Genomic DNA, 14,297 nt, shown 5'->3' on the forward strand with positions numbered 1-14,297 from the left:
TCCTTGAAACGTTGTCTCAGCGTATTGTCGTTCTTTTTCGTGTTAGCCTGCGAGCTTAGCGTGCTGCTGGACCGCACACCAGTCGCACAAAGGGCAAGAGGAATTCACATGAAGGTTATCCCGATCAGCATGACCTGCCTGCTGGCCTTGGCCGGCTGCCAGACAGTGCCAGACCGCTTGCCCCAGGCCGAGCCTGGGCCTGCTGCGGCCTGTGCATTCCCGGTCCATCAGGCAGCCGACTCCCTGGCGGCGGTCACTCGTGCTGTCGATGTGCTGGAAGCGTGGGGCTTTAGCCTGGACGCCACCGACACTCGGCTTGGCCTGGTCAGCGCCTCCCGCGAGCGCGAGCTGGTGGGATATTATGACCGTTATGATTATTACTCCCCCTACGGCAGCGGCTTCCGGCTGTTTGGCGGGATGGGCGTGGGACGCGGCTCCAGCATCGGCCTGGGAGTCGGCGGGCGTTTTGGTGCGGGCGCCGGGCAAACGCCCACGGAAGTGGAGCGTGTATCGGTGCTGGTCAGTGACGCGCAGCTACGCCTGTCTCGGGACATTCGCCGTTTCGATCACTTCGGTGAGCAGCGCGAGGCCTACAGCGCCAGTAACGATGACTTTTGCGGACGCTTTCAAACAGCCTTTCAACAGGCCCAGGGGCAGGGGGGCTTATGAGCCGTTTCATCAAGTGGGGAGCCGCGCTGGTCACACTGCTGTGGCTGGCCGGATGTGCAACGACGCAGCCGCTGGAAAGCCGCGATTTGCACTACCGTGCCGATACCGAGCAGACGTTCCGTGAGGCCGTCGCGATGATGATCGAACAGGGGTATGTGGTGCGCCATGCCGATATGTCCCTGGGGCGGGCGGAAGCGGTGCTGGCCCGCTGGCCCGGCTACCGGTTGCAGCTTCAAGTGAGCGAATCGGGCGGCGGCACGCGGGTGCGGGTATCTGCGCTCAGCGGCAGTCAGCCGATTCCCCCCTATGTGCTGGACCCGTGGCTGGTGGAGTTACAAAGCAGATTAGGAGAGTTACCGTGACGTGGAAAACAGCCAACCGCTGGAGGTGGATGAAAGGGGTAGCCTTGGGCATGGGCCTTGGGCTGGCCAGTGGTAACGTATGGGCGCACCCCCATAGCTGGATCGATCTCAGCATACGCGTGATCACCAACGAGGCGGGTGAGGCCACTGGCGTGCATCAAACCTGGCGCATGGATCCGTTTTACAGCCTGGTGGTGTTCGAGGAGCTGCAGCAGGTGCCCGGCGCGTCGCTGGAAGAGGGCCTGGACCAGCTGGGCAGCGATATCCGCGACAATCTGGTGCCCCAGCACTACTTTACCGAGCTGCGTATCAACCGCGAGCGGCTGGCCTTTGGCGAGGTGACGGAGTATACCGCCATGGAGCGGGATGGCCGTTTGACCTTCATGTTCATACTGCCCCTGGAGAGCCCTCAGCCGTTGCAAGGCAACGTGCTGGAGTACCAGGTCTTTGACCCTACCTATTACATCGAAGTGGTGCATGAGGCCGATAACGATGGCCCCAGCAAGGGGGCGCTGGTGTTGAATGGCGAGCCCGCCTGCGAGCTGAGCATCATCGCGGCCGATCCAGACCCCGAACTGGTGCTGCAGGCAGCCCTGCTGGACGTGGACGAAGAGGGTGAGCCGGGCCTGGGCCGCCACTTTGCCGAGACCGGCAGGGTGGATTGCCGCTAGCGCAGACGACCTGCTATCGTGTATAAAATATTACTTTATAACTTTTTAGCTGTGGAGGGAGGATGCCGGTAACACGACAACAGTTGGCCTGGGCAGCAGGCGGTATTCTGTGTGCCATCCTGTTGGTCTGGGTCGTGCAAAGCAATCTGCAGGGCGTCAGCTACCAGCTGTTGGGCTGGCAGCGCGACTTGCATCGCAGCCTGACGCTGGCCATCACGGAACTCTCCCGCACGCCGTCTACGGGTGCGTGGATGACGCTGCTGGGAGTCAGCTTCGCCTATGGCGTGTTTCATGCTGCGGGGCCTGGTCATGGCAAGGCGGTGCTGGCCACTTACCTGGCTTCCCATGGGGGAGCGACCCGGCGTGCACTGGGGCTGTCGTTTGCGGCTTCCTTGCTGCAGGGTGTGACGGCCATCGTCATGGTCGTGGTGCTGGTGCACGGGCTGGGGTGGCTCACTCGGCAGGCCATGGGGAGCGTGGTCTGGGTGGAACAAGCGAGCTTTCTGCTGGTGGCGCTGCTGGGCGTCTGGCTATGCTGGCGTGCCATCAGGCAACTGCGCCACGCCCATCGCGCGCAGGCGCCGGAGGCCGAGCCCCACCATCATGAGCACAGCCACAGCCACAGCCACGATCATGCCCACTGCTGCGGCGGAGCCCACCATATCGAGCCACAGCAGGCGCTGGAGTGGCGTACTGCGTTGATGACGGTGGGGGCCATTGGCATGCGCCCCTGTACCGGGGCCGTGTTGATGCTGGGGGCAGCCAGCCTGCTGGGGCAGTTCCATGTGGGGGTGGCCTCGGTGCTGGTCATGTCGCTAGGTACCGGCATCACCGTTTCGGCGCTGGCCATGGCCAGTATCGTGGCGCGGGGCTGGGCGACTCGGCGGCTGCAACGACAGCAGAGCCAGCAAGTGGTGGAGAAAGTCGCGGGGTGGGTCGCCCTCACGGGGGGCGCGCTGATCGTGGCGCTGGGCGTCTCCTTGTCGTTGGCGGGAGCAGCGCAGCCTGCCAGCGGCCCGCTGCTGAGCGAGCCGCCGAGTCGCAGTGTACTGCCCGGCGGCTGAGGCAGCCTAAACGCTCAAGCCATTGATCAGGGCGAGTAGCTGTTCACGCTGCTTGCCCTGGTCCGCAAGCTCATACGGCTCAGGCGTGCCGTTGCCCCATACCGGGGCTGGCCAGCTGGCATCGTCGCGGTAGCGGATCACTACGTGAAGGTGCAGTTGGCTCACCACATTGCCCAGTGTGGCGATATTGAGTTTGTCGCCGTGATAAGCCTCTTTCATGACCGCTCCCAGGGCCGAAGCTTCTCGCCACAGCTGTGCCTGGTCTGTGTCGCTTAGCTCGAAGACTTCGCTGACATCGTTGACGCGGGGCACCAGCACCACCCAAGGGTAACGGGCATCGTTCATAAGCAGCACACGACACAGGGGCAGGTCGGCCAGTGGGAAAGTGTCTGCTTCCAGGCGAGGGTCGAGAATCAGGTCGGCCAAGTGACGTCTCCAGGTGGGGCTTGATGGCAAGCGTAGGTTCAAGGCTGCAGCATAGCAGGCGAAATACCGAAAATCTGTTACGTTAAGACGGGAGCCGCTTCGTTCTCGACGAAGGGAGGCTCGAAGGCGACATCACTTGTTAAGGAGAACATGATGAAAAAATTACTGGCGACAAGTTTTATCCTGCTGATCACTGCCGGTGCGCTGGCGGGCTGTAATACCGTGGCAGGCGCAGGCCAGGATGTTCAGGAAGGTGGTCGTGCCGTTCAGGATGCCGCTAGCTGATCAAGGCGGGCTTTGAGCAAGCAAGGGTCAGGCAGTCATGCCTGACCCTTGCTTTTAGAGGACGACCATTAAGCGCTTTTCTTGAGGAACACGCATGCCACTTCCCCTTTCCACCTTCCGACCTACCCGTGCCTTAGCGGCGCTGCTGGCTGCCTTGCTGCTGGCCGCTTGTACGTCCCAGGCCCCCAGTGAGCCAGCCCCCGAGCCTCCCGTAGTTGGCAGCACGCCGGTGGATGCCGAGGCGGTCTGTGATGCCGATGCCGTGGCCCATGCCATTGGCTCGCCTTTCGACGAAGCCCTTGTCGAAGCGCTGCGCGACGAGAGCGGTTCCCGTCATGTACGGGTATTGCGGCCTGACAGCGCCGCGACCATGGATTACCGGGAAGATCGTTTGAACATTGTGCTGGGCAGTGACGAGCTGATCGAGGCCGTGCGCTGCGGCTAACGCAGTATCAGCCACACGCAGGCAGCGGTGAGCACGCCCATGGTGATGTTGAAGGCCCGCCATGCCCGGTCGCTCTTCGTCTTCGATACGCTCCATGAGCGGGAGAGCGGCCTGACCGACCTCAGCTTGAGCCTGCCGCCGCCTCATCCATTGAGAGCCCAGGCGCTGAGTACGGCGCTGCATGCCCTGAGCGGCGACCCAGAGGTACTGACACGCGGAATTACCTACTCCGGCGCGCAAGGGAGCGAGCACCATCGCCAGCTGCTGGCACGCTGGCTGGGCCGGCTTGGCATGGCCCTGGCGGCCGACGAGCTGCTGGTGACCCAAGGGGGCCACCACCACCGTTTGATGCCAGGGCCCGTGGCCAGCCGCCTCACTCGTAGCGATCTTTCCAGCGCTGTCGCGCTACCTGCTCCTTGAGCATCTCCAGAATATCCAGCAGCACCTGCTCGGTTACCTGCTGGCTACCCTGGTCGACCTGCAGCCAGCTATCGAAGCTGCTATCGGCAGTCTGCTCCAGCATCTGGCGAAAGGCTGGGGAGTGCAGCTGCTGGGCAATCTCGTCCACCAGCCGCTGGGCCACGCCGCTCAGCGACGCTTCCAGAGCGCTGGAAGCCGCGTGGCCCATGGGCAGGCGCTGCAGGCGACGGATCTCCGGGCTTTCTCGCAGCGTACGGCTGACCAGCTCGCTGATGGCGGTCTGGATGGCGCTGCGGTTCTGCTGATAGGCCTGCCCTGCGGTGGCTTCCAGGCGCTGGGTGATCTCATGGATCAGCTGGCGTTTGCGCGGCATGATGACCCGCTCGATGACCCGCTCCGAGAGGGAGTCGCTGGCCGTGATCTGCTGTTGAACGTTGCCCAGCAGGCGCAGAGCGATACGGTCCGAGAGCTCTTCCAGCAGAATGTCGTAATACTTGGCAAAGAAGCGGTAAAGCGGCCACTGGGTGACCGTGATGAGGCCAAGCCGATGCAAGCGGTGCAGCAGCGACACCACGCGCAGGATGCGCAGCAGCCGGAAGCCGCCCACCGGAATACAGCCCAGTACGTCGTACCAGTGGACGAACGGGTAGAAAAACCAGCGGTGATAGCGCCGTTCGGCGATGGCCACCGTCCAACCCAGCAGGACATCGGCCACGAACAGGCCGACAAACATCAGGTCGATGGTGGTGAAGCGGCTATGGATCGCCGTGTCGTAGGCCGCATGGGCGCTCGGGGCCATGGCGGAGAAGGCTTGATTGAGCGGCTCGATCAGAAACAGCGAGTCGAACAGCAGCAGGCTCAAATTCACGGCCACTGCCGTCAGGATCAGCAAATCCCAGCCGATATGTGCGTATTCGACCCCCTTGGGCAGATGGGGGTAGCGCCGCCTGATGGGCATGGTGACTCCTTGTCATGACGAATAGGGCAGCGACTAGCGCTGCCGGTGATACTGTTGGGCCCGCTCCTCTTCCTGTTCGGCCTGTTTGCGCAGCTTCTTGCGCAGGGCGGCTTTTTCGAAGCGCAGCTTCTGTAGCGGCGTCTCCAGTGCCAGCGGCGGCACGCGAGCCGGTTTGCCCTGCTCGTCCACGGCCACCATGGTCAGGTAGCAGCTGTTGGTGTGGCGTATCAGCTTGGCGCGAATGTCTTCCGCCACCACTTTGATGCCGATCTCCATGGAGGAGCGGCCAACGTGATTGACGCTGGCCAAAAAGGTGACCAGCTCACCCACATGGATGGGCTGCTTGAACAGGACCTGATCCACCGAGAGCGTCACCACGTAGTGGCCCGAGTAGCGGCTGGCACAGGCGTAAGCCACCTCATCCAGCTTCTTCAGGATAGCACCGCCGTGCACCTTGCCACTGAAATTGGCCATGTCGGGGGTCATCAGGACCGTCATGGACAGTTCGTGCTGGCCAGGCAGTGGGCTGTGTTCAAGCGTCGTGTCGGTCATGGAGATCACCTTGTGAAAGCCAAAAAATACCCGCCCCCTGGCGCGCTGGCCGAGTGGGGCGGGTGGTCAACAGCGTAGCGGGTGGCTTAGAACCAGACCAGCCCTATCGAGATGATCGCGCCGGTAATGAACAGCTGGATCAGACAGAAGCCCATGATGTCCTTGGCCTTGAGCCCGGCAATGGCCAGTACCGGCAGCGCCCAGAAGGGTTGCAGCAGGTTGGTCCAGGCGTCGCCCCAGGCAACCGCCATGGCGACCCGAGCGATATCCGCTCCGAGTGCTTCGGCCGCCGGTAGCATGACCGGTGCTTGAACGGCCCACTGGCCGCCGCCGGAGGGCACGAACAGGTTGACGATACCGGCGCTGATGAACGACCAGAACGGCAGCGAGTTAGCCGTGGCAAACGACACCAGCCACTCCGACATGCTCTGCGCCAGGCCCGACTGCACCATGATGGCCATGATCCCCGCATAGAAAGGGAACTGGATGACGATGCCCGCGCCGCCCTTGATGGCTTCGTTCAGGCTGGTAAGCAGGTTGCGCGGCGTGCGGTGCAGCACGATCGCCAGGAACAGGAACATGAAATTCACCACGTTCAGGTTCAAGCTGCCGCCGCGCAGCAGGAAGTGGTCCAGCAAGAACAGCAGGCCAGGTACACCCACCAGCAGGGCCAGCGGCATGCTGTTTTCGAGCTTTTCGGCGGGGCGGGTAATGCGACCAACGGGCTCGGGCTCGTCATCCAGCAGCCTGGGGTCTACATAGACGCTGTCCTTCTCATCCGGCAGCATCAGGCGATTGACCAGCGGTACGGCAATGAACAGACACACCACGATGGCCAGGTTGAAGAAGGCAAAAATCGTCGAGCTGGTACTGATGACGCCGATCTGATCGGCGGAGAAATGCCCCTCGGTGGCGATGGTGAGCGGCACCGAGCCTGCGAGCCCGCCGTGCCAGACCACGAAGCCGGAGTAGGCGCTGGCCACCAGCAGGCGATAGTCCACCTTGATCAGGCGGGCCAGCTCCTTGGCGAACAGGGCACCGACGACCAGGCCGAAGCCCCAGTTGATCCAGCTGGCGGCCAGCGATACCAGGGTGACCAGAATGATGGCCCCGCCCGGCGTTTTGGCGGTACCGGCAATTTTCTGCAGGATGCGCTTGACCGGCGGCGAGCTGGCCAGCATGAAGCCGGTGACCAGCACCAGCAGCATCTGCATGGAGAAGGTCAGCAGTCCCCAGAAGCCATCTCCCCACATGCGCAGTACGGCCAGGGGCGTTTGTCGCTCGACGGCGATGGCCGCTACCGCCGCTACCAGGGTCAGCAGCAGCACAAATATATACGGGTCGGGTAAATAGCGTTCGACCAGCTTGACCGCCGGTTTCGAGATGAGTTTTAGCATGCAGTGCTCTCTTTATTCGTTATTAGGAAGTGCGCGGCTAATATACGGCGGTGCGGCATAATTTTCACCCCTCGACGACTCATGGAGCGGCCCCCTCAAGCTCACGTTAGCGTAATTGGCCAAAGCCGCCCGTTGTGGGCTTCAACGCTAGCTTAGCGAGCTGGATGGTCGCACCACCGGGTGCGCCGGTAGTGGCGGTAATAGAGGATCAGCACCAGCGAACGTGTCACGGTGAACAGGGTGAGTGCCAGCCACAGGCCATGATTGCCAGCGTCCTGTAACCACCACCAGCAGGGCAGGTAGACGGCCAGCCCGGCAAAGATGCTGTTACGCATTTGGCTGACGGCGGTGGTACCAATGAAAACGCCGTCCAGCAGGTAGCTCCACACGGCGATCAACGGCATCAGCACCATCCAGGGTAGATAGACGGCGGCCACCGCGCGCACTTCTTCCAGCCCGGTGAGCAGGGCAATTAGCTGGTTGCCGAACAGGGCAAACAGCAGGGCGGCGGCCCCGGCGGTCCAGAAGGAGAAGCGTGCCGCGGCCCGGACGGTGGCGGCGAACGCTGACCAATCACGGCGCCCGTAGGCTCTGCCCACCAGCGATTCTGCGGCGTGGGCAAAGCCATCCAGGGCGTAGCTGGTCAGCATGATGAACTGCAGCAGCACGGCGTTGGCGGCCAGCACGGTATCCCCCTGGCGAGCCCCCTGGGCGGTGAAGAATGCCATGGCGAACAGCAGCCCCAGGGTGCGCACGAACAGGTTGGCGTTGACATTGAACAGCGCCGCATAGGCGCTCCATGCCAGCAGCCGCTGGCGCTGAAAGTGGCCCTCGAGAAGCCCCAGTTGGCGCATCACCAGATAACCGCCAAACGCCAGCGCGCTGTAGTCGGCCAGTACGCTGGCCAGCGCAACGCCGTTGCTGGTCATGCCCAGCCCCACCACGAACCAAACATCCAGAAGGATGTTCACACCGTTGGTCAGTAGCAGGATCATCAGCGTCACTCGGGAATTCTGCTGCCCCAGAAACCAGCCCAGGATGGCATAGTTGGCCAGCACGGCAGGAGCCGACCAGAGTCGGATTTCAGCGTATTCCCGGGCCAGCGGGGTGGCCTCGGCGCTGCCGTCCAGCAGCCACAGCCCCAGCGAGATCAACGGGGAGCCCAGCAGGATCAGCAGCACGCCAATCCCAACGGCGATGATCAGCGATTGGCCCAGCAGGTTGCGTACATCGCTGGGCGCATCGCGCCCCATGGCTTGCGCCACCAGGCCAGTGGTGCCCATGCGCAGGAACCCGAATCCCCAATAGAGAAAGCTGAACAGGGTGGCCCCCAGCGTGACGCCTGCCAGATAGCGGGGGTCGGGCAGGTGGCCCACCACGGCGGTATCCACCAGTCCCAGCAGCGGAACGGTGATGTTGGAGAGAATAATGGGCCAGGCTAACGCCCAGATACGCACGGGTCAGGCTGCGGTGATGATGCGGTACTTCTCCATCAGCTGTGCCTGGGTCTCGGGGCGCTCCGGGTCCAGGGGAATACAGTCGACCGGGCACACCTGCTGGCACTGAGGTTCGTCGAAGTGGCCGACGCACTCGGTGCACAGGTTGGGATCGATGACATAGATCTCCTCGCCGGGAGAAATGGCATCGTTGGGGCATTCGGGTTCACAGACGTCGCAGTTAATGCATTCGTCAGTAATCATCAGGGCCATGGGCATACCTCACGAATGGCGGAGCACTCGGGCGGTGGTATACCCGAGTATTTTACTCAACAATAGCGATGGTTAACCAGTGTAGTGCTTACGCAGCGCCTCTGCGACCTGCGGATGCACCAGCGCTGAAATATCGCCTCCCAGCTTGGCGATTTCACGCACGATGGTCGAAGAGATGTAGGAGTTTTCCACCGCAGGCGTCAGAAAGACACTTTCCAGCTCGGGGTTCTGGGCGCGATTCATGTTGGCCAGCTGTAGCTCGTACTCGAAATCCGAGACGGCGCGCAGGCCGCGCAGAATGATCGTCGCACCCTGTTCGTGCATCATGGTGGTGAGTAGCGACGAGAAGCCGATCACCGACACGTTCTCCAGCGAGGCGCACACCTGCTGAGCCAGCGCGATGCGGGTCGGCAGCTCCAGCGCGGGGCGTTTGCCAGGGCTGGCCGCCACGGCGATGACCACCTGATCGAACATGCGCGCTCCACGCTCGATGAGATCGAAGTGGCCATTGGTGATGGGGTCGAAGGTACCGGGGTAGACCGCGATATTGCGGCGAGGGGCGCTCATGACTGCCCCTCGCCGTTCAGTGAGCCAAACGGGTTGTCGACGTTCAGCGATACTGCCTGGTGGTAGCCGGGGATATGAATGCGGTCGGCCCGGATATCCAGCTCCGGGCCTTCCAGCACGGCTTCGCCAAACTGGTAGCGCGGGGCGTAGTGGCCCTTGTCCGCCTCGCTGAGATACGCGGCGGCCTGGGCACGCACGGTTTCCCGCTTGGCTTTCCAGGCCTCCACGGCAGCGCTGCCATGGCGCTGGAGCAGCAGCTGCTCGGTGACCTGGGGGGACAGCACCACGCCGGTGGCGTTATTGCCACCAAACCCTTTGGCGTTGATGAAGGCGGCATCGGCGCTGAACGCCTGGGGCGTCGTGAAAAAGCGCAGCCGCTCGGCATAGACGTCATCGGCCACTGCATCCAGAGTGGGAATGCTCGGCAGCAGGCCGTGGGCGAAGCTGCCCAGGGCGCTGGCCAGCTGGTCGCCCGCCGCAGAGCCCTGGGAGTGGCCAATGAACGCTTTGATGGCCACCACCGGCCACTGCTCGATTCCGTTCGCACGGGCAATCTCATCGAACACATGGGATTCCGTGGTGCGGTTCTTGGGCGTACTGGTGCCATGGGCATGCAGATAGGTACGCTCCTTGAGCGCGGTCTCTCCCAGCATGTTCCTGACCAGCGCCGCAGCCTTGCCCAGCGTGATGTAGTTGCCGATCCCCGGCGCCGAAATGGAGCGCTTGTAGCCGTCGGCGTTGACGAACACATCGGGGACGGCCCCCAGAATGTCGGCCCCCAGCGCCAGAGCCAGCGCATCGTCCATCAACAGCACGAACTGGCTGGCTTCGGCCATGGTGAAGCCGCAGTTGCGGGCAAACGGGCGGCATGCGCGCTGGTAGTCGGCATCGGTGAGCAGGGTCAGGGCGTCCAGGGCTTTCAAGCTGGCGTCGTCTGCCAGCGCGCCCATGGCCCGAAAGCCTTCGATGATCTCGGGGGTGATCGGCGCATCGGCGGTACCGACCATGACCACTCGGCGGCGTCCGGCGCGAATATCGTCGATGCCCAGGCGCAGGTTGTAGAGGAAGCTGGCACAGGCACCCAGCGCCGCGCCGGTGCCACCCACGCTGCCCAGTACATAGGCATTGAGGAAATCAGCCGGCATCTGCCCATACCCCAGGGGCATCTGCTTGGACGTTGCGCGCTGCCCGCTGACCAGACTCTTCAGCAGCCCGCCCCAGCCTTCGTCATCCAATTGGCCAATCGAGTTGCCCGCATAGACCGCGATATGGTCAGGGTTGAGCTGCTGGCGCAGGGTCTCCCAGTCAAGGCCACTGGCGCCAAGGCAGTCGCTGGCCCCGAAAATGGCCATGGCCAGCCCGCGCGGGTGATGCACGCTGCGGTACAGGCTGGCCGGGTCGAACCCTGAGGGCAGCTGGGCAGCGGCCTTCACCTTGGGTTCCTGAGTATCGGGTAGCAGGACCTCCAGCATGCCCGCTGGCAGGGTCACTTCTACTTCTCGGGCGTCCAGTTCGCGTACTTCCCAGCCTTCCGGCAGCTGCTCGGGCAGCTGTTTGCGACGCAGCGTGACGCGCACGGGCTCGGCCAGCGCCAGCTCTGCACGGCGGTTGGCAGGCAGGCCCGGTGCCTGGAAGCGTGGATCCTCGTTACGGCGGATCAAGGTGTGGTCGAGCACCTGCTCACGCAGCAGGCTGGCAGGCGAGTCAATAGGCTGGCCTGTGCTGTCTTGCCATCCATGGTCGGAGTGTTCGGCGAGACGCATGAGCGCGGCCAAGCCTTCCAGTGTTTGGCGCTGCTGATCGGCGGGTAAGGCATCAAGCACGGTGCGGCGGAAGGCCTGATGGCCCGAGGTTCTGCCGGCGGGATTGATGCCGCCCATGCCGACAATCACCGGTAAGTGTGACAAGCCGGGTTCCTCGTGGTGCGGTGGTGTTTAATGACAATTATCGCCAGGAGGCCGTTTCACAGCGCCTGTCCTGAACTTAATAGTGAGCTTAATAGCGACTCTGGCGTGATCATAGCACCGGGCGAGCAACGGCGTCATGCCGCGCAGCTGGGAGACTGATAGAATCACGTTTTTTTCATGCAGAGGATGTCATGCAGCACACCTCACGATCGGTGACTTCCAACCAACCGGGACCACACCAGGATGTGGTGCGGCGCGTCGAGCGTGCCCTGGCGCATCCGCTGCGCAAACCCATTGCCGAGCATACCCGCCTGGCTTTCGAACAGGCGGACCTCTGGCGGCGCCAGCACGCTGCACCGTTGATCATCGATGCAGGATGCGGAGTCGGGCTATCGACCCGCCGTTTGGCGCAGAGGTTCCCCGACCACTGTGTGATCGGGGTGGATCGCAGCGCAGACCGGCTGGGGCGAGATCACGGCGAGCTGCCGGGCAATGCGCTGCTGGTGCGTGCCGACCTGGTGGATTTCTGGCGCCTGGCGCAGGCAGCCCGGTGGGCGCCTGCGCGTCATTATCTGCTCTATCCCAACCCTTACCCCAAGTCGGCCCACTTGAAAATGCGCTGGCATGGTCATCCGGTTTTCCCCACACTGTTGGCGCTGGGTGGGCGGCTGGAGCTGCGCTCGAACTGGGACCTCTACGTGGAGGAGTTTGCCCAAGCCGTGCAGGTGGTCACTGGGCGTGAGGCGGCGGTGGCCCAGGTAACGCCCAACGGCGACTATCTGACGCCGTTCGAAGCCAAGTATGATCAAAGTGGCCAGGCGCTATGGCGCTTGACCATCGATTTAGAGCGGCCGTAGCGAGTTTCTTCCTGAGCATGGCCAGCGTTTTCCACGATGAATCTGTATTGATACTGTGCATTGAGGTAGTCCAACGTGACGTGTTTTTTTAATTTACCTGCGCGCTGGCTGCGCGCCAGTATGGTGGCAGGCGTTGCCAGTGCCGCGCTCTGCGCCAGCACCTCTCTGTGGGCGGATTTCACTCGGCTGAGCCAGCTGGAGGCCAAAGGGTTTTCGGTGAGTGCCGAGGCGCGCCTGCTGGAGGGGGGGAGCCCCAGCGAGCTGCTGTTGGGAAGCCTGAACCCCGAGCGTCAGCTGTCGCCTGCGTCGGTGACCAAAGCCTATATGGCGGCTGCGCTACTCAACCGCTTTGGCCCCCAGCACCGCTTTACCAGCCAGCTGGTGAGCACCGCGCCCGTGGAGAATGGCGTGCTCCGTGGCGATCTGGTGTTCGAAGGCGGCGGTGACCCTGGGCTGACCAGCGAAGACCTCTGGCGGCTGGTGCAGCGCCTGCAGCTGGCAGGCGTCGAGCATGTGGACGGTGCGTTGGTGGTCAGCCAGTGGCGCTTTGGCCCGGTGGAGTGCATCACCACCGACCGCTGCAACGCACGCACGCGGGTCGCCAATGCTTACAGTGCGCCGCTGACCTCGGCGGGGGTCAACTTTGGCACCTGGTGCGTCAACGTGGCGCCCGCTACCACTGCTGGGCAGCCCGCGCGCACGGGCTTGTGTGACAGCGCCGCGCCGCTGATCGTGATCGACAACCAGGTCGTCACGCGCCCGGCCAATAGCGGCACGGAAATCAGCGCCGAGCGAATCACCGATGAGCGTGGCGACGTCATGCGCCTGACCGGGCAGATTTCCACCAACGCGGCGGCCCGGGATGTCTACCGTGGGGCTGGCGATGCCGCTGAGCAAACGGCACAGCTTCTGCTGGCCATGCTGAATCAGGCGGGGGTGACGGTACGTGACCCTTGGCGAGTGGGCTCGACGCGTCCGCCCAGCGAAGCGCGTCGTCTGGCGGCCGTCGACGGTCAGCCGTTGCAGGAGCTGCTGCTGCGGACGATGAACTATTCCAACAACTACATGGCCGATGTGCTGGCGCTGAACCTGGTGGAAACGCCCCAGGCACAGCTGCGTCAGGCGGGGCAGGCCATCGAGGCCTATGCCCAGGGGCTGTCTGGCCACGGCCCGATCACGCTTTCCAGCGGTAGCGGCTTGACCACGGACAACCGCACGTCGGCCCATGGTACTAACGTGATGCTGGAAGACATGTATCGTCAGAGCGCGCTGTTTCCGAGCTTCGTGGCATCGTTTCAGTCGCCTGCCAACGGAGTGATGCGCTTCATTCGCCGCGGTTCGCCCACGTTCCAGAATAACGTCATGCTCAAGACCGGTACGCTGAATCAACCCTTTGCCGTGCGCGCAGTGGCGGGCTATTTCCGCACGGCGCAAGGGCGCTGGGGAGTCTTCAGCGTACTGGTCAACGGCAGCGGCAGTACTCCTTATCTGAGCTGGCCGGAAGTGCTCGACCCGCTCTCCCTGGATCTGGATGCCATGATCCTGGCTCATTAATCAACGTGCAGACGAGACAACGGGCATGAAGCCACAACACACCGGGTTAACCCATCTGGTTCACTCCACGCGCTACTCATGGAAAGGCCTGAAGGCCGCGTTTCGAAACGAAGCCGCCTTCCGTCAAGAGTTGGCCATTGCCGCCGTACTGCTGCCGTTTGCCTGGTGGATCGGCGAGGGCCCGGTCAGCTGGCTGCTGCTGGTGGGCAGCCTGCTGCTGGTACTGATCGTGGAGCTGCTGAACAGCGCCATCGAGAACGTGGTGGACCGTATTGGCACCGAACATCACGAACTCTCTGGCCGTGCCAAGGATATTGGCTCGGCGGCGGTCATGCTGTCACTCATCATGGCGGGGCTCACCTGGGGCCTGTTAGGCTGGGAGAAGTGGCTGGGCTGACCCGCTCCCATGGCCCAGACAAGCAATGAAAGGCCAGCAATGACAGACCCGTAATGA

At 63.1% G+C, this 14,297-nt stretch carries 18 protein-coding genes and 1 pseudogene; 10 read left to right on the plus strand and 9 right to left on the minus strand.

The genetic code is table 11. The features are described 5' to 3' along the window. Positions 1 to 108 precede the first annotated feature (108 nt). The 4 genes from KVY02_RS02850 (at position 109) to KVY02_RS02865 (ending at position 2,766) form a co-directional block, all read left to right on the plus strand. The gene (locus KVY02_RS02850) at positions 109 to 669 is read left to right on the plus strand and encodes a hypothetical protein (protein WP_081136385.1); all 561 of its coding nucleotides are present in this window, start codon (positions 109 to 111) and stop codon (positions 667 to 669) included. Continuing rightward, complete coding sequence (locus KVY02_RS02855; protein WP_081136383.1) at positions 666 to 1,031, plus strand: hypothetical protein; 366 nt, start codon at positions 666 to 668, stop codon at positions 1,029 to 1,031. Before KVY02_RS02850 ends, KVY02_RS02855 begins: the two co-directional genes overlap by 4 nt. A 29-nt stretch (positions 1,032 to 1,060) precedes the next feature. Continuing rightward, positions 1,061 to 1,702, plus strand: coding sequence for a DUF1007 family protein (locus KVY02_RS02860; protein ID WP_081192740.1), 642 nt, complete (start codon positions 1,061 to 1,063; stop codon positions 1,700 to 1,702). A 62-nt stretch (positions 1,703 to 1,764) separates the two neighbouring features. After that, on the plus strand, positions 1,765 to 2,766 hold the full coding sequence (locus tag KVY02_RS02865; protein ID WP_081136379.1) for a nickel/cobalt transporter: 1,002 nt from the start codon (positions 1,765 to 1,767) through the stop codon (positions 2,764 to 2,766). Positions 2,767 to 2,772: 6 nt separating this feature from the next. Here the strand turns inward: KVY02_RS02865 and KVY02_RS02870 are convergent, their stop codons facing one another. After that, complete coding sequence (locus KVY02_RS02870; protein WP_081192736.1) at positions 2,773 to 3,192, minus strand: HIT domain-containing protein; 420 nt, start codon at positions 3,190 to 3,192, stop codon at positions 2,773 to 2,775. 153 nt (positions 3,193 to 3,345) lie between these two features. Here KVY02_RS02870 and KVY02_RS02875 point away from each other — a divergent pair, with 153 nt between their 5' ends. Continuing rightward, entirely contained in the window at positions 3,346 to 3,477 is a 132-nt protein-coding gene (locus KVY02_RS02875) for an entericidin A/B family lipoprotein (RefSeq protein ID WP_039182850.1), read from the plus strand. Between the two features lie 94 nt (positions 3,478 to 3,571). Then, complete coding sequence (locus KVY02_RS02880) at positions 3,572 to 3,922, plus strand: I78 family peptidase inhibitor (protein WP_218314288.1); 351 nt, start codon at positions 3,572 to 3,574, stop codon at positions 3,920 to 3,922. Here KVY02_RS02880 and KVY02_RS18495 read toward each other — a convergent pair. Continuing rightward, positions 3,919 to 3,999 (minus strand): annotated as a pseudogene (locus KVY02_RS18495) (LysE family translocator); the annotation flags it as partial. The gene KVY02_RS02880 and the pseudogene KVY02_RS18495 sit on opposite strands and share 4 nt — an antisense overlap. Between KVY02_RS18495 and KVY02_RS02885 the strand changes: the two are divergent. Continuing rightward, the gene (locus KVY02_RS02885) at positions 3,962 to 4,342 is read left to right on the plus strand and encodes a hypothetical protein (protein ID WP_212636730.1); all 381 of its coding nucleotides are present in this window, start codon (positions 3,962 to 3,964) and stop codon (positions 4,340 to 4,342) included. The pseudogene KVY02_RS18495 and the gene KVY02_RS02885 overlap by 38 nt on opposite strands. Here the strand turns inward: KVY02_RS02885 and KVY02_RS02890 are convergent. The 7 genes from KVY02_RS02890 to KVY02_RS02920 form a co-directional block, all read right to left on the minus strand. After that, positions 4,296 to 5,300 (minus strand): ion transporter, encoded by a 1,005-nt coding sequence (locus KVY02_RS02890; RefSeq protein ID WP_218314290.1) that lies wholly within the window; start codon positions 5,298 to 5,300, stop codon positions 4,296 to 4,298. The two genes, KVY02_RS02885 and KVY02_RS02890, sit on opposite strands and share 47 nt — an antisense overlap. A 33-nt stretch (positions 5,301 to 5,333) precedes the next feature. Beyond that, positions 5,334 to 5,852 carry an acyl-CoA thioesterase gene (locus KVY02_RS02895; protein ID WP_081192732.1) on the minus strand — a complete coding sequence of 173 codons (519 nt, stop codon included), beginning with the start codon at positions 5,850 to 5,852 and terminating at the stop codon, positions 5,334 to 5,336. 86 nt (positions 5,853 to 5,938) lie between these two features. Beyond that, complete coding sequence (locus KVY02_RS02900; protein ID WP_096921492.1) at positions 5,939 to 7,249, minus strand: short-chain fatty acid transporter; 1,311 nt, start codon at positions 7,247 to 7,249, stop codon at positions 5,939 to 5,941. A gap of 152 nt (positions 7,250 to 7,401) precedes the next feature. Next, positions 7,402 to 8,706, minus strand: a complete 1,305-nt coding sequence (locus KVY02_RS02905) for an MATE family efflux transporter (RefSeq protein WP_081192730.1) — start codon at positions 8,704 to 8,706, stop codon at positions 7,402 to 7,404. Positions 8,707 to 8,709: 3 nt separating this feature from the next. Next, positions 8,710 to 8,958 carry a YfhL family 4Fe-4S dicluster ferredoxin gene (locus tag KVY02_RS02910; RefSeq protein WP_016916102.1) on the minus strand — a complete coding sequence of 83 codons (249 nt, stop codon included), beginning with the start codon at positions 8,956 to 8,958 and terminating at the stop codon, positions 8,710 to 8,712. Positions 8,959 to 9,030: 72 nt separating this feature from the next. Then, entirely contained in the window at positions 9,031 to 9,525 is a 495-nt protein-coding gene (coaD, locus tag KVY02_RS02915; protein ID WP_039182878.1) for a pantetheine-phosphate adenylyltransferase, read from the minus strand. After that, positions 9,522 to 11,405, minus strand: a complete 1,884-nt coding sequence (locus KVY02_RS02920) for a beta-ketoacyl synthase (RefSeq protein WP_218315031.1) — start codon at positions 11,403 to 11,405, stop codon at positions 9,522 to 9,524. Before KVY02_RS02920 ends, coaD begins: the two co-directional genes overlap by 4 nt. Before the next feature lie 218 nt (positions 11,406 to 11,623). On the opposite strand from KVY02_RS02920, the gene KVY02_RS02925 reads away from it, so the two are divergent. The 3 genes from KVY02_RS02925 to KVY02_RS02935 all read left to right on the plus strand — a co-directional run bounded on the left by KVY02_RS02925 (position 11,624) and on the right by KVY02_RS02935 (position 14,240). After that, positions 11,624 to 12,289 carry a tRNA (guanine(46)-N(7))-methyltransferase TrmB gene (locus KVY02_RS02925; RefSeq protein ID WP_081136372.1) on the plus strand — a complete coding sequence of 222 codons (666 nt, stop codon included), beginning with the start codon at positions 11,624 to 11,626 and terminating at the stop codon, positions 12,287 to 12,289. Between the two features lie 120 nt (positions 12,290 to 12,409). Beyond that, positions 12,410 to 13,843 (plus strand): D-alanyl-D-alanine carboxypeptidase/D-alanyl-D-alanine endopeptidase, encoded by a 1,434-nt coding sequence (gene dacB / locus KVY02_RS02930; protein ID WP_256357601.1) that lies wholly within the window; start codon positions 12,410 to 12,412, stop codon positions 13,841 to 13,843. Positions 13,844 to 13,868: 25 nt separating this feature from the next. Then, the gene (locus tag KVY02_RS02935) at positions 13,869 to 14,240 is read left to right on the plus strand and encodes a diacylglycerol kinase (protein WP_016916107.1); all 372 of its coding nucleotides are present in this window, start codon (positions 13,869 to 13,871) and stop codon (positions 14,238 to 14,240) included. Positions 14,241 to 14,297 lie beyond the last annotated feature (57 nt).

The organism is Halomonas sp. 18071143 (assembly GCF_019211725.1).
Classification (GTDB): domain Bacteria; phylum Pseudomonadota; class Gammaproteobacteria; order Pseudomonadales; family Halomonadaceae; genus Vreelandella; species Vreelandella stevensii.